The organism is Staphylococcus sp. 11511212, from assembly GCF_011394755.1.
In the GTDB taxonomy this organism is placed as follows: Bacteria; Bacillota; Bacilli; order Staphylococcales; family Staphylococcaceae; genus Staphylococcus; species Staphylococcus chromogenes.
The window spans coordinates 1105551-1126941 of record NZ_JAANBQ010000003.1; the positions used below are offsets into that span (position 1 = coordinate 1105551).

General features: G+C 35.6%; 25 protein-coding genes and 1 pseudogene. 12 read left to right on the forward strand and 14 right to left on the reverse strand.

Translation table 11 applies throughout. The annotated features are described in order from the left end of the window. The first annotated feature begins 231 nt into the window (after positions 1–231). Positions 232–1026 carry a teichoic acids export ABC transporter ATP-binding subunit TagH gene (gene tagH / locus G8Y84_RS06810; RefSeq protein WP_105962921.1) on the forward strand — a complete coding sequence of 265 codons (795 nt, stop codon included), beginning with the start codon at positions 232–234 and terminating at the stop codon, positions 1024–1026. Between the two features lie 154 nt (positions 1027–1180). Here tagH and tarA read toward each other — a convergent pair whose 3' ends face one another. After that, a complete protein-coding gene (gene tarA, locus G8Y84_RS06815; RefSeq protein WP_233654993.1) occupies positions 1181–1951 on the reverse strand; it encodes an N-acetylglucosaminyldiphosphoundecaprenol N-acetyl-beta-D-mannosaminyltransferase TarA in 771 nt (256 codons plus the stop codon). Positions 1952–2243: 292 nt separating this feature from the next. Between tarA and G8Y84_RS11585 the strand changes: the two genes are divergently transcribed. From G8Y84_RS11585 to G8Y84_RS06830, 3 genes and pseudogenes are all read left to right on the forward strand, one after another. Beyond that, a complete protein-coding gene (locus tag G8Y84_RS11585) occupies positions 2244–2351 on the forward strand; it encodes a maltose acetyltransferase domain-containing protein (protein WP_105962920.1) in 108 nt (35 codons plus the stop codon). Positions 2352–2626: 275 nt separating this feature from the next. Then, positions 2627–2838: pseudogene (locus tag G8Y84_RS11590) on the forward strand (DapH/DapD/GlmU-related protein); the annotation flags it as partial. Positions 2839–2869: 31 nt separating this feature from the next. Beyond that, positions 2870–3616, forward strand: coding sequence for a M50 family metallopeptidase (locus tag G8Y84_RS06830; protein ID WP_037572729.1), 747 nt, complete (start codon positions 2870–2872; stop codon positions 3614–3616). Positions 3617–4181: 565 nt separating this feature from the next. On the opposite strand, the gene G8Y84_RS06835 is transcribed toward G8Y84_RS06830, so the two are convergent. Then, positions 4182–4829: a metal-dependent transcriptional regulator gene (locus tag G8Y84_RS06835; RefSeq protein ID WP_107371774.1), complete on the reverse strand. Its 648-nt coding sequence runs from the start codon at positions 4827–4829 to the stop codon at positions 4182–4184. A 120-nt stretch (positions 4830–4949) separates the two neighbouring features. Between G8Y84_RS06835 and G8Y84_RS06840 the strand changes: the two genes are divergently transcribed. From G8Y84_RS06840 to mntC, 3 genes are read left to right on the forward strand one after another with little or no spacing between them, the layout of a single operon-like run. Next, the gene (locus G8Y84_RS06840) at positions 4950–5726 is read left to right on the forward strand and encodes a metal ABC transporter ATP-binding protein (protein WP_037572733.1); all 777 of its coding nucleotides are present in this window, start codon (positions 4950–4952) and stop codon (positions 5724–5726) included. Continuing rightward, positions 5701–6540, forward strand: coding sequence for a metal ABC transporter permease (locus G8Y84_RS06845; RefSeq protein ID WP_037572735.1), 840 nt, complete (start codon positions 5701–5703; stop codon positions 6538–6540). Before G8Y84_RS06840 ends, G8Y84_RS06845 begins: the two co-directional genes overlap by 26 nt. Further along, positions 6540–7454, forward strand: coding sequence for a manganese ABC transporter substrate-binding lipoprotein MntC (mntC, locus tag G8Y84_RS06850; RefSeq protein ID WP_349236831.1), 915 nt, complete (start codon positions 6540–6542; stop codon positions 7452–7454). The genes G8Y84_RS06845 and mntC overlap by 1 nt, the downstream gene beginning before the upstream one ends. Positions 7455–8038: 584 nt before the next feature. Here the strand turns inward: mntC and G8Y84_RS06855 are convergent. Genes G8Y84_RS06855 through G8Y84_RS06890 form a run of 8 tightly spaced genes read right to left on the reverse strand, consistent with a single transcriptional unit; the run spans position 8039 to position 14444 of the window. Continuing rightward, entirely contained in the window at positions 8039–8482 is a 444-nt protein-coding gene (locus G8Y84_RS06855) for a Na+/H+ antiporter subunit G (protein WP_103159317.1), read from the reverse strand. Continuing rightward, entirely contained in the window at positions 8457–8759 is a 303-nt protein-coding gene (mnhF2, locus tag G8Y84_RS06860; protein ID WP_037572739.1) for a Na+/H+ antiporter Mnh2 subunit F, read from the reverse strand. The genes G8Y84_RS06855 and mnhF2 overlap by 26 nt, the downstream gene beginning before the upstream one ends. Next, positions 8756–9238, reverse strand: a complete 483-nt coding sequence (locus G8Y84_RS06865) for a Na+/H+ antiporter subunit E (RefSeq protein ID WP_165806213.1) — start codon at positions 9236–9238, stop codon at positions 8756–8758. Before G8Y84_RS06865 ends, mnhF2 begins: the two co-directional genes overlap by 4 nt. Further along, positions 9235–10737, reverse strand: coding sequence for a Na+/H+ antiporter subunit D (locus tag G8Y84_RS06870; protein WP_037572743.1), 1503 nt, complete (start codon positions 10735–10737; stop codon positions 9235–9237). The genes G8Y84_RS06865 and G8Y84_RS06870 overlap by 4 nt, the downstream gene beginning before the upstream one ends. Continuing rightward, positions 10730–11074: a Na+/H+ antiporter Mnh2 subunit C gene (mnhC2, locus tag G8Y84_RS06875; RefSeq protein ID WP_037572746.1), complete on the reverse strand. Its 345-nt coding sequence runs from the start codon at positions 11072–11074 to the stop codon at positions 10730–10732. The genes G8Y84_RS06870 and mnhC2 overlap by 8 nt, the downstream gene beginning before the upstream one ends. Beyond that, positions 11071–11496 (reverse strand): Na+/H+ antiporter Mnh2 subunit B, encoded by a 426-nt coding sequence (gene mnhB2, locus G8Y84_RS06880; protein ID WP_037572748.1) that lies wholly within the window; start codon positions 11494–11496, stop codon positions 11071–11073. Before mnhB2 ends, mnhC2 begins: the two co-directional genes overlap by 4 nt. Next, a complete protein-coding gene (locus tag G8Y84_RS06885) occupies positions 11483–13867 on the reverse strand; it encodes a DUF4040 family protein (protein ID WP_037572750.1) in 2385 nt (794 codons plus the stop codon). The genes mnhB2 and G8Y84_RS06885 overlap by 14 nt, the downstream gene beginning before the upstream one ends. Positions 13868–13892: 25 nt before the next feature. Then, positions 13893–14444 (reverse strand): tyrosine-type recombinase/integrase, encoded by a 552-nt coding sequence (locus tag G8Y84_RS06890; RefSeq protein ID WP_037572752.1) that lies wholly within the window; start codon positions 14442–14444, stop codon positions 13893–13895. Between the two features lie 144 nt (positions 14445–14588). Between G8Y84_RS06890 and sroA the strand changes: the two genes are divergently transcribed. Both sroA and G8Y84_RS06900 read left to right on the forward strand, forming a co-directional pair. Then, complete coding sequence (gene sroA / locus G8Y84_RS06895) at positions 14589–14792, forward strand: sigS mRNA-stabilizing protein SroA (RefSeq protein WP_037572754.1); 204 nt, start codon at positions 14589–14591, stop codon at positions 14790–14792. Positions 14793–14806: 14 nt separating this feature from the next. Beyond that, positions 14807–15022, forward strand: coding sequence for a DUF2922 domain-containing protein (locus G8Y84_RS06900; RefSeq protein ID WP_037572755.1), 216 nt, complete (start codon positions 14807–14809; stop codon positions 15020–15022). 453 nt (positions 15023–15475) lie between these two features. Here G8Y84_RS06900 and G8Y84_RS06905 read toward each other — a convergent pair whose 3' ends face one another. After that, positions 15476–15661, reverse strand: a complete 186-nt coding sequence (locus tag G8Y84_RS06905; protein ID WP_051604942.1) for a hypothetical protein — start codon at positions 15659–15661, stop codon at positions 15476–15478. A 233-nt stretch (positions 15662–15894) separates the two neighbouring features. Here G8Y84_RS06905 and G8Y84_RS06910 point away from each other — a divergent pair, with 233 nt between their 5' ends. From G8Y84_RS06910 to sarA, 3 genes are all read left to right on the forward strand, one after another. Continuing rightward, positions 15895–16818, forward strand: coding sequence for a DMT family transporter (locus G8Y84_RS06910; protein ID WP_037572757.1), 924 nt, complete (start codon positions 15895–15897; stop codon positions 16816–16818). A 360-nt stretch (positions 16819–17178) separates the two neighbouring features. Continuing rightward, positions 17179–18093 (forward strand): hypothetical protein, encoded by a 915-nt coding sequence (locus G8Y84_RS06915; RefSeq protein WP_037572758.1) that lies wholly within the window; start codon positions 17179–17181, stop codon positions 18091–18093. Positions 18094–18442: 349 nt separating this feature from the next. Continuing rightward, positions 18443–18814 carry a global transcriptional regulator SarA gene (gene sarA, locus G8Y84_RS06920; protein WP_037566374.1) on the forward strand — a complete coding sequence of 124 codons (372 nt, stop codon included), beginning with the start codon at positions 18443–18445 and terminating at the stop codon, positions 18812–18814. Positions 18815–18994: 180 nt separating this feature from the next. Here the strand turns inward: sarA and G8Y84_RS06925 are convergent, their stop codons facing one another. The 3 genes from G8Y84_RS06925 to G8Y84_RS06935 form a co-directional block, all read right to left on the reverse strand. Beyond that, positions 18995–19777 (reverse strand): alpha/beta fold hydrolase, encoded by a 783-nt coding sequence (locus G8Y84_RS06925; RefSeq protein ID WP_105996664.1) that lies wholly within the window; start codon positions 19775–19777, stop codon positions 18995–18997. Positions 19778–19935: 158 nt separating this feature from the next. After that, positions 19936–20652: a hypothetical protein gene (locus tag G8Y84_RS06930; RefSeq protein ID WP_165806214.1), complete on the reverse strand. Its 717-nt coding sequence runs from the start codon at positions 20650–20652 to the stop codon at positions 19936–19938. 163 nt (positions 20653–20815) lie between these two features. Beyond that, on the reverse strand, positions 20816–21322 hold the full coding sequence (locus G8Y84_RS06935) for an SA0570 family protein (RefSeq protein WP_105962918.1): 507 nt from the start codon (positions 21320–21322) through the stop codon (positions 20816–20818). Positions 21323–21391 lie beyond the last annotated feature (69 nt).

Below are 21391 nucleotides of genomic sequence, written 5' to 3' on the forward strand. Positions count from 1 at the left end.
TTACAAATTTAACAACTACTTAGTAATATGATTATAATCTAAAATTATAGTAGGTTGAAGTCAAACTGACAAAGATTTATACAATGATTTGTTAAATTTCACTATTCAGACATGATAACCCTATGAAACCATACTTACCCCATTCATGTTAGAATAAGATGCATCACACTTCAAATTATCATCAAATACTCAGTCAAAGAGATATAAACTTTTAGTTAGGGATGTTGAATTATGAAACCAACGGTAAACATTGAACATGTGACAAAAGAATACCGTATCTATCGCAATAATAAAGAGCGCATCAAAGACGCTTTATGGCCAAAACATAAAAATAAAACTTTTTACGCTTTAAAAGATGTGTCTATTCAAGCCTATGCAGGCGATGTTATTGGACTCGTCGGCATTAACGGATCAGGAAAATCAACTTTAAGCAACATGATTGGTGGCTCTTTAACCCCCACACACGGTCATATTGATAAAGCCGGTGATGTCAGCGTCATTGCGATTAATGCGGGTCTTAACGGTAATCTCACTGGCCTTGAAAATATCGAATTTAAAATGTTGTGCATGGGCTTTAATAAACATCAAATCAAAGCGCTCACACCTCAAATTGTTGAATTTAGTGAACTCGGCGAATTCATTTATCAGCCCGTCAAAAAATATTCAAGCGGAATGCGCTCTAAACTCGGCTTTTCAATCAGTGTCACCATTGATCCAGAAATTCTTGTCATTGATGAAGCGCTCTCTGTAGGCGACCAAACGTTCACTCAAAAAAGTTTAAAAAAAATATACGAATTTAAAGAAGCAGACAAAACCATCTTTTTTGTGAGCCACAATCTTCGTCAAGTCCGTGATTTTTGTACTAAAATTGCATGGATTGAAGCAGGACAATTAAAAGATTTTGGTTCTGTTGATGAGATATTACCAAAGTATGAAGCATTCCTTAAAGCGTTTAAGAAAAAATCTGTTGCAGAACAAAAAGCATTTAGAAAACAGTTAGATGAACATCGCTTTGAAATAAAGTAAGACCTAGCAAGTATGTGGTATCTCCGCTTCTCTAGATTGAATCCACGCACCATGCTCGTCCTTATGTAATCAACTTTACCCTATTAAACAGTGAAACATACATCTTAACTCTTAAAAAAACGTATTTCCGAACGTTGTATTCGGAAATACGTTTTTATACTTTAAAATACTTTTGTTTAAGCACAGCAAATAAAAATTTAGGAATACGTTTAAAGCGATGAATACGTTTAATGTCTGTAATACCTCTGTACACCCATTCTAAATTGAGCGCTCGCCAAATGTACGGCGCACGTTTAACTTCACCACTAAATACGTCAATTGAGCCTCCAACCCCCATCATCATTGTGTGATCAAAGTGATGACGATTGTGTTGAATCCATTGTTCTTGTTTAGGATAACCCATGCCTACAAATATAAAATCCGGATTAAAATCACGAATTGTATCTACCACTTCAGCATCAACAATATCAATAAATCCATGATGCGTTTGAATCTCCAAATTTGGGTATTGACGCTTTATCCGACGCGCTGCTTTCTCAACAACAGGCGATGTTGCGCCAAGTAAAAATACTTTTCGGTGTTCAATATCCGCAATATCTAAACATTGCTCCATGACTTCAATACCTGGCACCCGCTCTTGTAATGGATGTCCTAAGATTTTAGCCGCCTTTACAATCCCTGTGCCATCTGGAATGATATAATCCGCTTTCGTAATAATGTTTTGGTACATCGGTTCTTCAGAAGCATAATGCACAATTTCTGGATTCGCCGTCACTACAAATAGATTATGTGGCGTAGGCGTATGCATGTAGCGTAAAATATTTTCGCGCATATCTAATAATGTGACGTTATCAAACTGAATATCTAGCACTTGAACTTGCGCTTTCACTTTTTCAAGTGGATATGACTGCTGCGTTGATTCCATTTCATGACTAGGAAAAGAGCGCTCACTTTGTATCTCTGGCAACACTTTTGCCATAGTCTCACCTTCATTCTCTTGATTTTTACATCAGATTTACATACCATTTATGTAACTTTAACACATTTTACACTTAAATCAAGTTATATCAACATTTTTAATACTAAAGTCTGAGCACCTATGACACCTTGCGGAACATTTTGTAAACATGTAAATATTATTGATGTCATCACTTTCGTATGCAGTGTATTAATCCACTGGAGTGATTAAAAGGTCAAATTTTAAAGGAGGTTATCATATGAAGGAATTCGACAAAATGATAGAGGGTCTTCCCTATCACGCAAACGATCCTGAGCTTGTAAAAGCACGTCAACAAACGGAAAGGTATTTACGACAGTTTCCCTAGACGAAGATGAAGCACGTCAAGTGTTTTTAAGGCCACTCCTTGGCTCAACAAAAACGCATTTTACATTCACGCCCCCTATTCATATGGATTATGGATTTAATATTCATATTGGTGAATCGTTTTTTGCCAATGCCCACACAACATGGTTGGACATCGCCCCTATCTATATTGGTAATCATGTTAAAATTGGTCCAAACGTACAAATCATTACCGTCAATCATCCATTGGATTCTATTGACCGACGTTCTGGCATTGAACAAGGGCAACCCATTTCTGTTAAAGATGATGTTTGGATTGGTGCGGGCGCTATTATTTTGCCTGGAGTTACAATTGGCAAAGGGCCACCATTGCCGCAGGTAGCGTGGTTACAAAAGATGTTGCCCCTAGAACCGTCGTTGGTGGAAACCCCGCAACAGTAATAAAACCCTATAGCCCCTTCCAACTACGACTGAAGTCTATAGGCGACAAAGGTCAAATTATTTTATAATACAGGTACTTACACAGAAAGGACTATCAATATGCAGGAACAATTCTGGCTTGTTTCTCCTGTTCCCATTTCACTCGTGTTATTGCTTTTTGTGACAACACTCTATTTAGTCAGTCACTATTATCAACGACAACCGCTCTTCTCCATGTTAGATATTTTCTTAAACTATATTCCGGTTTTAACGCATGAATTTGGTCATGTGCTCTTTAACCGTTTAAGTGGCGGTCGCGCTGTAGATTTTGTTGTCGTTGTTAAACGAAGCGAGCGTATGGCTACAGGGCAACAAGGCTATGCCATTACCAAATCACGAAGTCGCTTAGGTCAAATCTGGACCACTTTTGGAGGATATATTATGCCTCCCTTCATGTTGAGTGTGGGATTAATACTTCAAAGTAAGGGCTACGGCGCCTTATTTATACTGTTTTACATTCTTATCTTTTTATACTTTACCGTCGTCACATCACGAAAAATAACACCTATTTTGATTATATTTATCCTAGGGTTAGCGACTTACTTTGGAGTTCAATCTGAAAATCTAACGAATTACTCGATGATTTATATGATGATTTATCATTTTTTACTCGGGACACTTTTAGGGGAAGTGCTTCAATCGACTGTGACAATTGCGCAACTTACCTTTGCAAGACCTAAACCGTCTTGGGATGGGAGTGCTTTAAGCGCATTAACACATATCCCTACTCTATTTTATGCTTCTATTTGGATATTATTGAATTTAGCCAGTCTCTATTTTCTATTTCAGCAATTATTTGCATCATAAGGCGCTAAGCATAAAGACCTTTTTTCATAAGTTGACGTTATAAGTTCTGGCTAAATGACGTTTTTAATTTATATTAAAGGTTCTATAATAAATCGGACTGATGTATAAATAACTTCATTTATTTGATTGTTCCATAAAGCCTCGCTTTTCTAGGCGCCTCACCTCTGCATGAAGACGTTACGAATGAAATGAGTTACGTATTCAGTACACCTATGAACATGGGTGAATAGGTGATCCATAGTTTAAGATTGAGATTATCTCAATCTTAAAATGGATTTTCGGTTTCGGCTAGATGCCTTAGAAGTCTCGGCTTAGGAATCAATCAAATACGCTATATATATTCACAAGCGTTATAAAATCTATTTTACGACTCAGTTTTACTGATTTAAAGAGTATTAAAATAACAAACAAAGTTCAAGAAATCGTACTCTTACAACAAAAAAGGAGTTTACTCCTTGATTTAATGTGACCAGTACGATTTGACAGAGAACTATATTAAAATAGCCATCAACATGTACTCGAGGGTAAATGTTGATGGCTTTCTAACTTTGAGTGAGTTCCTTTTTTATGCTTGTTCAGCAAAAATGACATTAGCATTTTCGTAACTCAAGATCACCGTCTGTTCTCCATTTTTAATTTCAAGCATTTGATTGGTTGCATCTTTACTTACAACCTCAATCGTCTCGCCTATCTGAATATTTTTGCTTGAAAGATATATCAATAATTCTGATTTGTCACGGACACGTCTTAAAACAACTTTGTCTCCCGCTTCAAATTCGATGAGCGGCGTATTATATCGTTCCACATAATCCGTACCTCTTGGAATGATGCCTCCGTGCGGACAAGTTTCAGGATAATTTAACAATTCATCTAGCCTTTGTACAAATAAGTCTGAAACTCTGTGTTCTAACACTTCTGCTTCTGCATGGACTTCTTCCCAAGTATAATTCATAACCTCTATTAAAAATAATTCTATTAAACGGTGTCGTTTAATGATCTCTAATGTCGCCACAAGACCTTTTTCAGAGAGTTTGACGCCTTTATACGGTTTCGTTTCAACGTATCCTTCTTTTTCTAAACGTCCCACCATTTCACTGACAGAGGGTGGTTTAATATTAAGAAACTGAGAGAGCGTTTTATTCGAAACATAATATGTTTTACCGTCATGACTCAGTATCGCTTTCAGATAATCCTCTTTTTCCTCAGTTAACATGTTTTCACCTCTTAAAAAGATTCACTTTATTGTATCACGAAACAACTTGACTTTGACAGAATACATTTTATAATATAAATTTATTAGGGTAACCTAAATAAAACAAAAGGTTGTGTTAAAATGATTGAGATTAACCACTTAAACCTAACCCTTCAACATAAGCATGTTCTGAAAGACATCCATTTAACGCTTCCTTTAAATGGAGAAATTGTGGGGATCATGGGTCCAAACGGAAGTGGTAAATCCACTTTGGTCAAAGCATTGGTAGGCGAACTACGTTTTCAAGGCGAAATCAAGCTTAATGGCAAACCTATTAGTCAAGAGAGGCGACATATTGCCTATGTTCCTCAAAAAATGGCCTTAGATTTAGATTTTCCAATAGATGTTGAATCGTTAGTGCTCTCAGGGTGTTATGGTGAAATCGGTTGGTTTAAACGTGTTTCGCGTCAAAAGCGACAACAATGTCATCACTTATTGCAAGATTTAGAGTTATTCGATTTACGTAAACGCCCACTTCATACACTCAGTGGTGGACAATTACAACGTGTCATACTTGCACGTACATTAATGCGTACACATGAAATTTACATTTTAGATGAACCTTTTGTCGGCATTGATTTTAAAAGCGAAAAAATGATTATTCAAAAATTAAATGCGTTAAAACGTGAAGGCAAACTGATTATTATTGTTCATCATGATTTAACAACAGCAAAGGATTATTTTGATCGTGTGTTATTGCTTAACCAGAGTATCCAATATTTTGGTGCGACCGAGGAAGTATTAACTCCTTCTAATATTGAGCACACTTTCCTCTCTGCATTACATACCGACACGCTGACACAAAAATATCAATCGAAGGAGCAGACAAATAATGGCATTCCTACAACATCTCGTTGATTATCCATTTTTAACACGCGCGTTATTAACCGCTATTTTCGTTGGCGCAGTCTGTGGCATTGTTGGCTGTTTTATCCTGTTAAGGGGCCTATCTTTAATGGGAGATGCTATGAGTCATGCTGTCCTTCCAGGCGTTGCGATTTCATTCATTTTACATATTCCTATGTTTATTGGGGCTTTGGTTACAGGTGTCTTGAGTAGCTTATGTATAGGTTATATTTCCGACACGACGAAAACCAAAAAAGACGCTGCTATAGGTATTATTTTCACGACGTTTCTTGCTACCGGGATTATCTTGATTAGTACGATACAGTCAACAACAGACCTTTACCATATTTTATTTGGTAATATTCTCGCCATTACGGATGATGCCTTTCATACTACTTTTTGGATTAGTCTTTGCGTTATTATTTTAATTTTAATCCTTTATCGTCCCCTTAAAATTTCAACTTTTGATCCAATATTTAGTCGTATGAACGGACTACCAACGCGTGCGATTCACTATTTAGTCATGTTGTTGTTAGCCTTAGTCATCGTCACAAGCGTGCAAACAGTAGGTGTTATTTTAGTCGTGGCACTTTTAATTACACCCGCGTCCACAGCCTATTTGCTCGCAAACAAACTATCAACGATGCTCATGCTTTCATGTATATGCAGTGTCGTAAGTGCCACGATGGGCATTTACTTTAGTTTTCAACTCAACTTACCAAGTGGTGCCGTCATTGTACTCATTGCTGCCCTACTCTATGTTTTAAGTTTTATTTATCACAAAATCAAATCTAGATTTCATAAAGGAGCTGTCCATACATCATGATTAAACGTATTCTTACTCTCTTACTTGTTGCTGTGATGCTTACCGCTTGTGGTTTTGGTAAAAGTGAAAAACAAGATAAGTTAAAGGTTGTTACAACGAATTCTATACTTTACGATATGACAAAAAATGTTGCAGGTGACCATGCAGAAATACATAGTATCGTGCCTATTGGTCAAGATCCGCACGAATACGAAATTAAACCGAAAGACATTCAAGCCCTCGCCGATGCCGATGTTGTTATTTACAATGGATTCAACTTAGAAAGTGGGAATGGTTGGTTCGAAAAAGCACTTAAAGAAGCTAATAAATCTTTAAAAGACAAAAATGTTATCCAAGCAACAGAAAACGTCAAACCGATTTATTTAAATGGCAATGAGAAGTCAGCCACTCATATTGACCCACATGCATGGTTAAGTTTGGAAAACGGGATTAAATACGTTGAACGCATTCAAAAAGGGTTAGAAGAGGCTGATCAAAAACATCAAAAAGATTATCAAAAGCAGGGAGATAAATATTTATCTGAATTAAAAACTTTAAATGCTAAAAGTCATAACCAATTCAATGACATTCCTAAAGACAAACGTAATATGATTACGAGTGAAGGGGCCTTTAAATATTTTGCAAAACAGTACGATATTCAACCTGGTTTCATTTGGGAAATTAATACAGAAAATCAAGGCACACCGCAACAAATGAAACAAGCGATTGATTTTGTCAAATCTCATAATATGAAATACCTACTTCAAGAAACAAGTGTCAGTGATAAAGCTATGAAGCGTTTAAGTGAAGATACAGGAGCTAAAATTTACGGCACTGTCTACACAGATTCTATCGGTAAAAAAGGCAGTGATGGAGACTCTTATTACAATATGATGGCATCAAACATCAAAACCATTCACGATAGTATGAAATAACTTGAGTTACATTTGCTTAACTCAATAAAAGCGGAGAAACACGCTTTATCCTACATAAATAGCCCTCAAAATTTATCTGAGAATAAATTTTGAGGGCTATTTTGATACAAATTAGTTCATACAAATAGAATTGATAATACAAATTTTATAACTTTAGAGCGGTGAATAATTATAGCAAATTTGATTGATTCCTAAGCCGAGACTTCTGAGGCATCTAGCCGAAACCGAAAATCCATTTTAAGATTTTTCACTTACCGCAATAAAATTAGTGGCAGTAGCTGACTGGATTACGTATGCGCTTTTCAAGCTTTACGCAACTTAAAATAAGGACCACCTATTCACGCATGTTCATAGGTGTACTGAAGACGTAACTCATTACATTCCTAACGTCTTCATGCACCGGCAGGCATTACTACGAAATCAAATAGATTTCTGTAATGCTCCAAGAAAAGCGAGGCTTTTTGGAACAATCAAATACATGAAATCAATTATGTCCCAGCCTCTATTTTACTATCACTTAAACAAGCAACGTTTAAAAATCACTTTCCATTCGATTTTTTCATAAAGTATTAAAATCCGCTTCTTTAATCATCATCTAAACGAGAATATATTTTTTGACGCCGTTTTACTCTTTTTTCAACGCGTATTTTTCTTTGTTCTTCTGGATCTAAATCCGCTTTATTTAAATCAGAATCATCCTCCGTTGTCGGATGCTTTTGATACATATAAGCACCTGTCCGAAAAGCAGCCCGTGAAATCAAATGTCCTCCAACTGGAGACGTAATATTAATAAAGACGAGGGCGAGAATTGTTCTGACACTGACATATCCTTGGGCAAAAATAAAATAGATAAATACACCCACTAGCGTTAATAACACGGCTAACGTAGACGCTTTAGTTGCCGCATGGATACGTAAAAAGACATCTTGGAAACGCACCAATCCTATAGCACTAATCAGTGCAATGATACTTCCTGCAAAAACAAGAAAAGCGGCGAAGAGTTTAATGATTTCGTTTGTTGTTTCCATTAAACACGTTCCCCCCTTCCATGAAACGTGAAATTGTGACGGAACTCAAGAACGAAATAATCGCGATTAAAACAACCGAATCTAAGAATGAAAATGTTTTAAAGAGTAGACTCAAAACACCTACTGTGGACATTAAAATGGCACTCATCGCATCGAACGCGACGACACGATCGGCAGTTGTAGGCCCTTTAATGAGACGAAATAATACAATGACTAAAGAAATGGCGAAAATAATAAGCGCCCCTGATAATAAATATTCTGTAATGGTCGATATCATTTCGTCACCTCCACAATCAGTTCTTCATATTTTTTAATATTTTTTAGCAATTGTTTCTTCTCTTTTGCCGCAGTATCTATCGCATGGATTAAGAAAACGTTAGGGTCACGGTTGACTCTAATAATCGTGGAACCTGGCGTGATAATAATCAAAATTGTGAGGAAAGTAATTTCCCAATCTGTGTCTAATTGTGTTTCATACCAGACGAGTCCAGGGTCCATTTTATCTGTTTTGAAAAATACATAATTAATAATTGAGAAAGTTGAAGTAAAAAGTTGATATAAGTACGTCATTAAAAATTTAAAGGACACCCATATCTTTTTCGGATAAAACTCTTGGTCAAAAAATTTATGTACTAAATAAATAATAACTAATCCAATAATGTACCCGACAGTAAAAGTTGGAAATCTAAAGGAATCCTCATCTTGAAAGAGCACCCATAATATAGCAATCATAAAATTCAATGCAATTTGTCTCATGAATGGTCACCTCGCAATTCTGGATTAACCATTTCAATATATTGGTCGACATTCATATTCATCGCTGTCGCTTGCTCAGTCGCTTTCATAATGACAGGTGCCGCTAACCCTATTAACAGAACAACCCCCGTCATAATCATAATAATCCGCTTACGCACAGGGCGAATAGGATGGTACGTTAACTCAGCCCCTTTTTCTTCGTTACCAGCATACATATAGAAGAAAACTCTAAATAAGCTATACATGCCGATAAGACTCGTGACAATCATTAACGTCAAACCAATAAAATGTTGATGTTCTATTGCGCCAATAAAGATAAATAATTTCCCGGGAAATCCACTGAAAGGCGGAACTCCTCCGATGGCGAGTGTAACTACGATGAACGCCACTCCTAACCACGGCTCTTTTCGTGCTAATCCTTTCAAATGGCGATATTGACGATATCCTGTTGTATAGACAATGATACCAATAACAAAAAATAGTAATGCTTTCACGACAATATCATTCATTAAATAAAATATAGCTCCATTAATGCCATTAAAGGTATGTGTTCCTAATCCGAAAATAACAAAACCGATTGATAAAATAACTTGATAAGCGGCGATTTTCTTTATATCTTTATACGCCACTGTTCCTACCGCACCAATAATCATCGTCATACACGCTAAAACGACAAATAATGGTTCTGTGACAGCCCCACTTTGGTTGAAAATAAGCGTATAGAAACGAATGAGTGCATAGGCCCCTACTTTTGTCATTAACGAGGCAAATAATGCTGCGAGTTCCGTATTTAAAACGGCATAGGCTTTTGGCAACCACATAAATAGCACTAACGCCGCTTTAGAACCGAACGCTACGATAAATGACATAGAGACTAAATGAATCGCTGTCGGATCATCCAGTTCACGAATTCTCATCGCAATATGTGTGTAATTTAAAGTGCCTAACTGACGGTACAACAAACCAATTCCAATCAGAAGTATCCATGAACCAATCACATTCAGTACAACATAGATGATACTTGCCCGTAATTGTTCAACGGATTGCCCTAATGTTACGAGCACAAACGAAGCAAGTAGCATGATTTCAAACATGACATAGAGATTAAATAAATCAGCTGTTAAAAATGAACCTACAACGCCCACCGTTAAAAATAAAACAAAGGACGGTAAGTAATAGCGACTGGCACGTTTTTCCCCACGACCAAAACCAAACCCAATAATCATAAAAACGACAAAATGGGTCGTGGTCACTAGTAATAAACTTAATGCATCACCTACGTATTGAATCCCAAATGGTGCTCTCCATCCTGAAAAATCTAATTTGAGCGGCTCATTGTTCACAACGTAAATCAACATCACCAATGAAGAGACAAAAGACACAAATACGATTATTAAAGAAAGCATACGTGATAATCTGACTTGTTTATTTAAAATGACCAGTAACAACGCCCCAATCAGTGGCAACAAAAATGGAATTGCTAAAAAATTGTCATTCATCTTCTTCACCACCTGTTAAAACGTTAATCTCATCTTCTTTCGTCACTTTAAATGTACGGTAAACAAGCACAAGTAAAAATGCCGTAATCGCAAAACCAATCACGATGGCCGTCAAAACAATCGCTTGAAGTAGTGGATCAACAAAATTTTCATGTCCTGTGACGATTAAAGGTTCGGTTTTATCCGATGTATACTCTCCCATGCTCATAATAATGAGGTTTCCCGCATGGGTATAAATTGCGATGCCAATTACAATTCGTATTAAATTTTTAGAAAGAATCATATACGTTGCGATAAACACTAAAAATCCTATCGTTAGGAGTAAGATAATATTCATGATCTCCCTCCACTCAATGAAAGAATTGTCGTCACCACTACACCTACAACGCTTAATGTAATCCCTGCTTCGAATAATGTAATTGTAGATAAATGCACTTCTCCAAAATAAGGAAATTTAAAATATGCATCTGCTTGGTAAAGGATATTTTTGCCGAAAAACAAAGGCGCCAAGGCTGTGCCTAATGAGACAAACGCCCCTACTATCATTAACTTTCTAAAATCAATAGGTAACGCTTCAAGCACTTGTTTCACGTCAAATGCTAAAAACATTAAGATAAATGCCGAACTTAAAATTAATCCTGCAATAAATCCTCCACCTGGATTGTTGTGACCGGCAAAGAATAAATAGAACCCGAAAGTCAAAATGATAAATACAACAATGCGTGTGACTGTTTTAAGGACTAAATCATTCTCTTTCATCTTGACCCCTCCGATCTCTAAAGTTAAGTAATGTATAAATACCTAATCCTGCAATAATTAACACTAATCCTTCCGCCATCGTATCTAACGCTCGGAAATCACCGAGTATCGCATTAACGACATTTTTCCCGCCTGATTTTTCATATGCATCGTGATAAAACACAGAAATCGTCTCTAATGCACTCGCTTGTTGAATCATAAACACAAAACCAACAACGAGAAACGCTGTTAAGAGAGAAACAACAATTTTCACCGATTCTTTTTTCATGTTGAAGCTTCCACGTGGAATATTTGGCAAGCGTGAAAAACTTACAATGAAGAGGACGGTTGTAATTGTTTCTGTCACTAATTGTGTCAATGCTAAATCGGGTGCACGCATTAATATGAAAAATAACGCAACGGCGTAACCAATACCTCCAGTTAATATAACCATCGTTAAACGTTGACGAATAAAAATAAGTGCAAAACCGATGACGATGACAGTGACTAATAAAAGCACATGAAAAATATGATAATCTGTCACGTCAATTTTATACATCTCAGGTATCCCTACGCGTATTAGTCCATAGACATTAATAATAAAATAAATCATCAATGTCACAATCAAGTATGAATTTAAACGATTATTCATAAGAGAACGTAAACCTATTCCTGAGTATTCCTCCATAGATTTATACGATCCGTGGAAAAGATTAACACTTGACCAACTCTTTTCTTTCACTTGTGTAAAACGTGTCCAATCCACGAATAACACACCTATAATACCGAGAACAATAACGGTCACACTCATCATAAGCGGAAGCGTAATACCGTGCCATTGAGATAAATGAGGCGCATAGGAGGCTAATTCATTTGAGGCTACGATATTTTCAAAAGCCCCTTTTAATATGGTATCTCCAACCACTTTAGGCATGATAAAAATAAGAGGTAAACAAATCGCCATCACGGCTGCCGGTGCTATAAATAGCTTTGGCTCATGAAGTGATTTATTGATTTTAAATTCTCCAAAAAACGTTTGTTTTATCATGTAACCCGAATAAATAAATGTAAAAATACTTGCGACAAAACCTATAAAGCTCACAATGACAGTCATGAGAACATTGAAGCCCTGAAGTTTATGCGCATTCACTAATCCTTCAAAAAACATCTCTTTACTTATAAACCCATTCAATAGAGGCACGCCTGCCATTGCTAATGACGCTAATATCATCACTGTCATCGTGATAGGTAACGCCTTTTTCAAACCACCTAATTTGCGAATATCTCGTGTACCTGTTTCATGGTCAATCAGTCCGACCCCCATAAACAAGGCTCCTTTAAATAAGGCATGATTAAGTAAGTGAAAGATAGCCGCAAATAAAATATAAGCATTCGCTTCAATGACAGCTGAATTTGTTGCAGTGGCAATACCGCCTCCAAGTCCTACCATTGACATAATCATGCCAAGTTGACTAATTGTGGAATAGGCAAGAATTCCTTTTAAGTCGTATTGACGAATAGCTGTGATTGAACCGTAAATCATTGTAATTAAACCAATCATCGTCACCATATAAATATAAAATTGGCTCTGACCTAAAATTGGCGTAAAGCGAAGCAATAGAAAAATACCTGCTTTTACCATCGTCGCTGAGTGTAAATAAGCACTCACAGGCGTAGGAGCTGCCATCGCTCGAGGTAACCAAAAATGAAATGGCCACTGTGCAGATTTCGTAAATGCCCCGAGTAAAAACATCAAAACAATCGGAATAAACAGCGGATGTGCCGCAATTTCATGACTTTGTGCAATCTGTTTGGTGATTGTATTCGTTCCCGTGACAACATAAAGCATGATAAAGCCCACAAGCATTGCCAAACCACCAAAAACGGTCACAACAAATGAGGTCATTGCCCCGCGTTGACTGTCAGTTTTATCGTACCAATAACTGATTAATAGAAAAGAGGAAACACTCGTGAGCTCCCAAAAAATGTACAAAATAATCGTGTTATTCGCTAACACAATCCCTAACATACTGAACATAAATAATACGAGGTAAATGTAAAAGCGTGGCAAATCATCGTATTTATGGGATAAATATTGTGTGGCATAAAAGAAGACCGCTACACCAATAATTGAAATGAGAAGGCTAAAAAACAAACTCAAGCCATCAAGTCTAAAATCAAAGTTAATATCGTATGTTGGCAACCACTTTAACGTGTAACTTAAATAATGATGATTTAAGACTTTTGGAATGTGATACAAAAAAACTACTGCTGACGCTACTGGCGCCATTAATGCGAGAAATCCTGGCCATTGTTTCGTATTGCCTTTCATCATAACAGCCAGAACGAGCATGATGATAATTAAAAATGACATTAATCCTAAAATAACCATCCTCTATCCTCCTTATAAACAAATTTTATAAATTTAATGCGATTGTCGTATTAATTTCCTTTTTCGTAATTCCTATAAATTTCATCGTTTCATAGGATGTTTGATGTCCTAAATATTTTTGAATAATGGAGATAGACACCCCAGAACGATACGTATGATAGGCAAATGTTTTTCGTAATGTTGTTAAACCAATATGTTCTATCCCTACCTTCGTTGCTGCCGCGTTTATTATGCGATAAGCTTGTTGTCGACTCAAACCATTTTTTGTTCGCTTTGATTGAAATAACAAACTTGTGTCCGTCAGTCTTCCCTCACGAATGTACCCTATCAATTCACCTCTTAGTTTTTCAGGAATAATGACTCGGATATCTTGTGAAGTTGACGTTACCCATACATGGACGACTTCATGTTGTGGATTTAATACATCCTCAACCTTTAAATTTAGTAATTCATTTAATTTGACACCTGTATGAATCGCAAACTTAAATAGTAAGTAATCTCTCATGGATTGGCTTTGTAAATACACATACATTTTATGTATATCTGTTTTATCTCGAATTGGATCTACAAAGTTCACATCTGCCACCTCATTTAATGTTTCTTATACAATGATATACTTTATTTTAGTAACATGAAAGAGTTATGTTCACATTTTTCAAAAAAATTTTTGGCCTTTTTGCGTTTTAAAAACGATATATATAGTGAAAGGAGGTCAGAAATCATGAACAACTTAAATCTTACACTCATTCTGACACAAACGACTTTATCTCCGGAAGGCAAAGCAACGAAATCCACGCGTCGATTCAATCAAATTAAATCGACAGCAACTGACCAAGAGTTACTTTCTTTTGCTAAAGCGATTGAAGCACTATCTGGAGAGCATTACGACAGTATCGAATCAGTGAAAACTGAACAAATTGGTTAAAAGGAGACTACATTATGAATACAAAAACATTAGAAATTACATTTGAAAATGCATTACAAAAACCTGTAAAACTCACCATCCCTAAATTAGCATCAACAATTACACGCGAATTAGTAGAAGTGCAAGCCGATAAAATTGTAAAATTAAATATTTTAATGTACAATGGCGTGCCTGTGACAAAAGTAAAATCTGCGCAATTGATAGATCGCACGGTCACAGTATTATTCTAAAATTAATCGCTGTATAGATTCATTTTCATTCTGTTTAAAGTCCTCAAAATGACCATTCAATTTTGAGGGCTTTTCTTATATTTTAAAGACGCTTATCCCTTCATCAATTTAGCATAGAATAGCCTGAATTCCCCCTTGAATCCTTAATAAAAAGCGTCTACGAGATTGCACGACCTAACGTGAGAAAGCCATCAAAATTTACACATAGATAAATTTTGATGGCTATTTTAAATTTAAATAGATAATAATGCAAAAAGACAGATGATGTAATAATTACTAGTAAGTAATGAACGCATATTCAACTCATTCTTAGTTGAAACTTCTGAGCAAAAACTGTAACAGAAAGTCTTAATAATCTAACTGAACTTGGAGTGCGCTTTTTACGTATACACTGCTTTATCTCTGCCCCCAACAAAGACATAAAAGTGTTTATGCCCCCTTTTACCGCACGATTTATGAGTCACTGTGGTATGAGCGAACTTTTTCACCATAAAATACTTTTGATGTTTCCATTTTCATACATAAGACATACTTCTCATAAACTTCACACACTTGTGCCAAAATCGTATGTGGCGATTTGACACTCAACACTTCTACATATTCGTCTTGTTGAAAGGTACAACATTCATCAACATTCACTAAGAAAAGCCCTTCATTGATGAGCCTAACAACTTCATGATTACACAAATGGATTCACCACACTCTCACTATTTCAAGATTATCATACTAAATTTATAAGACACTATGTTTCGTTTAAATTAAACTTATTCGAAAATTTACATTGTCTTTACATGATTGTAAAATGACTGAAAATTGATATGCCCATGATCAAAAACAATGCGCTTACGTATAATCAAAGTATAGGAGGTCTTATGATATTACTATTACTTCTTTTAACGCTTTGTGCTGGTGCAGTTATTCCATTGCAAACTTCTATAAATGCACGGTTACACCATTTTACGCACAGTTCTTTTTATACATCTGCCATCTCTTTTTTAGTAGGAAGTCTCACGCTTGCCATCGTCATTCTTTGTTTTCAACCGCACTATTTTACACCACATACTTTAAGCACATTTCAGTTGGACTATCGATGGGTGATTGGAGGCTTAATGGGCGTCATTTTTCTAACGGGAAATCTACTTTTACTGCCGCGTATAGGGGCTTCCCTCACTGTAGTGACCACTTTGTCTGGTCAATTAATTATGAGCCTCCTCATTGATACGTTTGGCTGGTTTCATTTGCCGATGCGTCCGTTAACTATCGTTAAAATATTAGGCTTAATTTTACTGTTTACAGGCATCATTTTAATGAATTTAACTTCAAAGCAAGCCACAAACCAAATACACAATCGAATTTGGCTCATTGTCGGAGTTTTATTTGGAGCTGCTCCTCCCATTCAAACAGCAATCAATAGCAGTTTAGGACAACTTACACATTCGTCTCTATTTGCAGCGTTTGTTTCTTTTACGGTCGGGACAGCGACCTTATTTTTGCTTACCATAATATTCCATCGCAGATTTAAAATTTATAAACGCGACACAACTTCACGTCCTCTTCGTTGGTGGTATTTTACCGGAGGGATGTTGGGCGCTATATTTGTAACCACAAATATTATTGTCGCTCCTATCTTAGGGATTACTGTTTCTCTTATTATTGTCATGCTGGGACAAATAATCATGGGCTTATGTATCGATCACTTCGGATGGCTTAATGCACCCAAACAGGCAATACACCTTAAGCGTATTCTCGGCTTATTATGTGTTATTGTCGCGATATTCATCATTCAACTCAATTAATAATCCATGATTATCGCTTTACCGTTTTCATACCTGTTAGAATTAAAAGTCAGGACTCCTTAATTGACACCACAATCTTTAATCTATATTCTCCTATGGCAACACTATACCTCGCGTGAGGTTTGGTGTTGTCATAGCCATTTGAAATGCAAACATTCTCCTCATAAACATAACTCTTAAAATCAGTTTAGGCTCTCCCTCTTAATTAATAACATATTTACAGTTAAATCAAGATTTTTTTCATTTTTTAAACCCTCAAATTAAATAGTTTTTGTGAGTTTGTTTATATTCACTCTAAGTCGCTTGCACCAAAATATTATTACATTATAATTTTTATAAAAATTATATTGAGGTGCATACATGAAAAAATCATTGCTTATCACTATTTTAACGGGTATCCTTCTCTTTAGTATGACTACAGGAGTTGTGATTCATTTATTTATCCAACCAAATCAATCGGATATCAAAACAATCCGTGCCACTTTAACACCTCCCCCTTATTTAATAGGGATTGTGCAATCTGACTATAACTATTTATTAAAATTCAATCCCACTTTGGGCTATATTCAAGATATTCACGTCAAAAATGGCGAACGCGTCGACATAGATACCCCTTTAGTGACCTATCACAATCCCGCAAAAATCCCCGAAATCAATGCATTAAACACGTTACTCAAACTTCCTCTTGATGCTGATCAAAGTTTTGAAACAAATAAAGAAATAATGAAACTCAAAGCAAATTTGTATCACACGATTCAATCACCTACTCAGGGAATCGTGCGTTTGCATGAATCTGTTCCAGAGCAAAATAAAGAAAAAATTTTAGAAATAACTTCTGAAGAACAACATATTCTCGTTAAAGTTCCGGAGAATTTATATACAAAATTTAAACAAGGAAACACTGTTAACCTACGTTCCCGTTTTAATGGAAAAGAGGCGAAAGGTACAGTTGTATCAAGACATTGGACCCCCATCTCTTCTTCAAAATCAAAGCATCAATCTTACTATTTCACCAAAATTAAAACGCCTAAAAACTATCCTATTGGGACTCATTTTGATATTCAATACTCTAACGCATTAATCGTTTTACCTAGTGATATATTAATAGATGAAAATTCAGTATTGATTTATAAGAAGGACAAATTGATTAAACGAATAATAAGTTATGATAAAATAAATGAGCAACTTATAATTAAAAATGGAATATTTGTTGGAGAGAAAGTCGTACGATTTCCCCATGATCAAAAAATTAAAATAGAGAATATAGAGAGATAGATGGGTTTTCTTTTTCTATTAAAATTATTTTAATGTAAAAGAAGACTTTCCGTAGAAGTTGAAATGACACGGCATATTGTTATAAAACTGCTTTTTTCCAACTTTCTACAAAAATTTTGTATCATAATCGAGTGCGGTTAAGCCTTCTTAGTTTACAATCTAATTCGAATTGGTTATAATTACAATCTAATTGCACTTAAATCAATTCACAAGTAATATTATTAATTACTTTTTATAAGAAGGTACAGATATTTCGTTTGAAATTAATAAGCGTCACTTTCTTAAATATGTTTTCCAAGACATGTTTTGAAAAATTATACGAGGGCAATGAAAACGGGAGGTTATGGAAATGGCTGTTACAAGAGTCAAAGATTGTTTCGAATTATTATCAATGGTTACGTATGCGGATAGATTAAAAAGCGTAATCAAAAAAGAATTCCAAATTAGTTTTGAGGAATTTGCTGTATTAACACATTTAAGCTATCGCATTGAAGATGAATATTACCTTAAAGATATTATTAACAACTTAAACTACAAACAACCTCAAGTAGTTAAAGCGGTTAAAAACTTATCTCAAGAAGGTTACTTCAACAAGCGTCGTAACGAACAGGATGAGCGTACTGTTCTTATTTTAGTAAACGATGAGCAACGTAAAAAAATCGACGAATTGTTAAATCGTGTTAACGAAACAATCAAAAGCACTGACATTAAACCACAATAATGAAAAAACCACTTCGCTTGAAGTGGTTTTTTTATGTGGCTAGGGGTTGGTTTTAATGCCCACAACATTAATTCTCTCATTGATGTTGAGCCACTTGGAAAGTTCGCTTTATCAATCTTTTTTTACCCCTGTTTAATGTCTATCTTCCCCGTAATATAGGTAATATATTTAAAGGTTAGCTTAAATATTTTTAATAAACGTTTCAAAATCTACTAAAAACTTTTCTATCTCTTCGATATGCGGGGCATGCCCAGAGTGTTTATATTCTTTATAGTCAATGTGGCGCGCATTAACATCTGGTCTTTGCGCTGGATTATTTCTAAAAGGATCAAAAGCACCCTCAATCACCAAAGTGGGTACTGTGAACTTATTCACATATTCCTTTTTATATTCTTGATACGTGTGTAATGCCCGTGTGGCCACTGCCATATCATTTTCTGTTTCATAACTATATATCCGTTGTTGTTGATACCATTTCAATGCCGCTTTCTTATTATGATAAATATAAGGAAAGAGCACGAGTGTGGCTTCTAAACGTGTAAAACCTTTCGTCATTTCACGATGTTCATTCATAAGATGTGCCATCCCATTTACGATATTATTGTCGTATGCACCAATTAATGTCAGTGATTGAACATAATCTGAGGCTTCACACGCTAAAAGTGATGCGATAATCCCTCCCATACCATGTCCTAAAAAGTGTGCTTTTTTTATCTGAAGATGATCTAATAGTGATACCAAATCTTGTAAATGGTTGCTCATTTCATAATGGTTCGGTTTAGAGGACCTTCCATGCCCTCTCAAATCATAACAGATTAATGTGAAGTGTGGCTTTAATCTCTCGGCAAGCGCATCAAAACTCGCAATATTTCCATACAAATCATGTATCAGTACTAATGGTACACCTTGGCCCATTTTTTTCAAATGTATTCTACGTCGATCTTTGGTCGTGAAGTCTCCCAATATTCTCTCCCCTTCAAAAGTACAGGTAGTTCATCTATACCCTTATCATCATAAATATAACATTGCAAAATTATATTTCGTAAAATAATCTTATTAATTAAATATAAAAGAGAAGTGAAGATTAAATTTTCTTCACTTCTCTCAGTATATTTTTCAAATTATCCTTGCTTTTTAGAGGAGAGTTCAATCGTGTAAAAAATTATAAGTACTAAAATCATAATCCATATTGCAATCGAAATCAGTTGTGCCGCTTGTGGATCGCGAATTAAAATATCAATTGTTTTTTGCACTAATAATAGGCCAACACCCGTATATTCTAAGCGTTTGCGGTAAAGGCCCCAAAAAGTAAAAAAGAGACCGAACAAAGCAATTATCATGTGAGTGTAGGTCGTTACAATATGAATACCTAAGGTGATATCAAAAGTATTCATTGCTATCAAAATCAAGGCAATGACAGCGAGCAATACGCCAATATAACTTTCTAAACGATTTTGATATAGATAACTCTTTCTCATAATACGAGAATAAATTATCACTGAAATCGGTAATAGCACGATAATATGCAAAATCGATAAGCCCGTCGCCGCCCCGAACGGAACAAGTTGCTTATCATATAAATATGAAATCAAAATAAAGTTAATAATAAAAAAGACAACCGGATTAAACTGTAAAGTAAACAAATTCTTCTGAATCGTCAATATGATTTCAGCTGTTGATTTTTGTCGATACTCAATATAATCAACACCCTGTTTTTCAGATTTTTGGATGTCTCTTCTTAAATTTTCTTTGACATCATCAATTAACGTCGTCGTGATGCCTTTGTGCGTGAGATAATCTTCAACGTTATCAATCAATGTACGATCGTTTGGTCTCATAATGGCCTCCAAATTTTGTCAATGTGGCTATCTTATACTGAAATGTATCAAATGTAAACCATCATCTATGTATTATGGGTTTTAAAACATAAAAAAGGAGGGACAATAAAATCACAGTGATTTCTGTCCACCCCTTCATCTACCTTTATTGATTTAAAAAGGTCTATTTTTCTAAATCAATGCGATACAATTTAATGTTTTTATCTTTAGGTGATGGTGATGCAAATTGATATGAACGTTTGCCATCAATAATAAAGCCGCTATTTCCTGTCACTTTATTATAGTGCTCACGTGTTACGGCTTTAGCACTTACATTTTTCTTAACCTCTTTATAAGTGGGGCCGTCTGCTTTGTTATAGCTCATTGAAATTCGTGTCACTTTAGCATTCGGAGCTTTAGAATTCGCAGTGACAATCATCATTCCTTTATCAGTATGATACTCATAATATTGTTCTGTACCGAATCCAGCTTCAGTATGAATGCCTTCACCTTTGACACGAATCACGTCTGTCATATTTTGACCGATTTTAACGCCTTCAATAGTTTGATCTCCTTGTTGTAAGGCTTTAACAGATTGAAGTGTGTTCCCTTGCATTGCAGACGCAGATCCAGTTGCAACACCTGATAGAGTTAAACCAGTAATAAGTACAGCACTGACGAGTTTTTTCATAAAGCACACGCTCCTTTTTCGCTCTTTCGATTCTGTGCTCACTACTAGTATACCCTAAATTTCAATATA

Coding starts and splice junctions, on each gene's coding strand:
- G8Y84_RS06855 (WP_103159317.1), bottom strand. CDS start 8,482: ATGGAAACAACAAACGAAATCATTAAACTCTTCGCCGCTTTTCTTGTT.
- G8Y84_RS06930 (WP_165806214.1), bottom strand. CDS start 20,652: ATGAGACCAAACGATCGTACATTGATTGATAACGTTGAAGATTATCTC.
- mnhC2 (WP_037572746.1), bottom strand. CDS start 11,074: ATGAATATTATCTTACTCCTAACGATAGGATTTTTAGTGTTTATCGCA.
- mnhF2 (WP_037572739.1), bottom strand. CDS start 8,759: ATGATATCGACCATTACAGAATATTTATTATCAGGGGCGCTTATTATT.
- G8Y84_RS06865 (WP_165806213.1), bottom strand. CDS start 9,238: ATGAGACAAATTGCATTGAATTTTATGATTGCTATATTATGGGTGCTC.
- G8Y84_RS06935 (WP_105962918.1), bottom strand. CDS start 21,322: ATGAAAAAACTCGTCAGTGCTGTACTTATTACTGGTTTAACTCTATCA.
- G8Y84_RS06870 (WP_037572743.1), bottom strand. CDS start 10,737: ATGAATGACAATTTTTTAGCAATTCCATTTTTGTTGCCACTGATTGGG.
- G8Y84_RS06830 (WP_037572729.1), top strand. CDS start 2,870: ATGCAGGAACAATTCTGGCTTGTTTCTCCTGTTCCCATTTCACTCGTG.
- G8Y84_RS06840 (WP_037572733.1), top strand. CDS start 4,950: ATGATTGAGATTAACCACTTAAACCTAACCCTTCAACATAAGCATGTT.
- G8Y84_RS06910 (WP_037572757.1), top strand. CDS start 15,895: ATGATATTACTATTACTTCTTTTAACGCTTTGTGCTGGTGCAGTTATT.
- G8Y84_RS06845 (WP_037572735.1), top strand. CDS start 5,701: ATGGCATTCCTACAACATCTCGTTGATTATCCATTTTTAACACGCGCG.
- mnhB2 (WP_037572748.1), bottom strand. CDS start 11,496: ATGAAAGAGAATGATTTAGTCCTTAAAACAGTCACACGCATTGTTGTA.
- G8Y84_RS06915 (WP_037572758.1), top strand. CDS start 17,179: ATGAAAAAATCATTGCTTATCACTATTTTAACGGGTATCCTTCTCTTT.
- G8Y84_RS06885 (WP_037572750.1), bottom strand. CDS start 13,867: ATGGTTATTTTAGGATTAATGTCATTTTTAATTATCATCATGCTCGTT.
- tagH (WP_105962921.1), top strand. CDS start 232: ATGAAACCAACGGTAAACATTGAACATGTGACAAAAGAATACCGTATC.
- G8Y84_RS06835 (WP_107371774.1), bottom strand. CDS start 4,829: ATGTTAACTGAGGAAAAAGAGGATTATCTGAAAGCGATACTGAGTCAT.
- tarA (WP_233654993.1), bottom strand. CDS start 1,951: ATGGAATCAACGCAGCAGTCATATCCACTTGAAAAAGTGAAAGCGCAA.
- sarA (WP_037566374.1), top strand. CDS start 18,443: ATGGCTGTTACAAGAGTCAAAGATTGTTTCGAATTATTATCAATGGTT.
- G8Y84_RS11585 (WP_105962920.1), top strand. CDS start 2,244: ATGAAGGAATTCGACAAAATGATAGAGGGTCTTCCCTATCACGCAAAC.
- sroA (WP_037572754.1), top strand. CDS start 14,589: ATGAACAACTTAAATCTTACACTCATTCTGACACAAACGACTTTATCT.
- G8Y84_RS06900 (WP_037572755.1), top strand. CDS start 14,807: ATGAATACAAAAACATTAGAAATTACATTTGAAAATGCATTACAAAAA.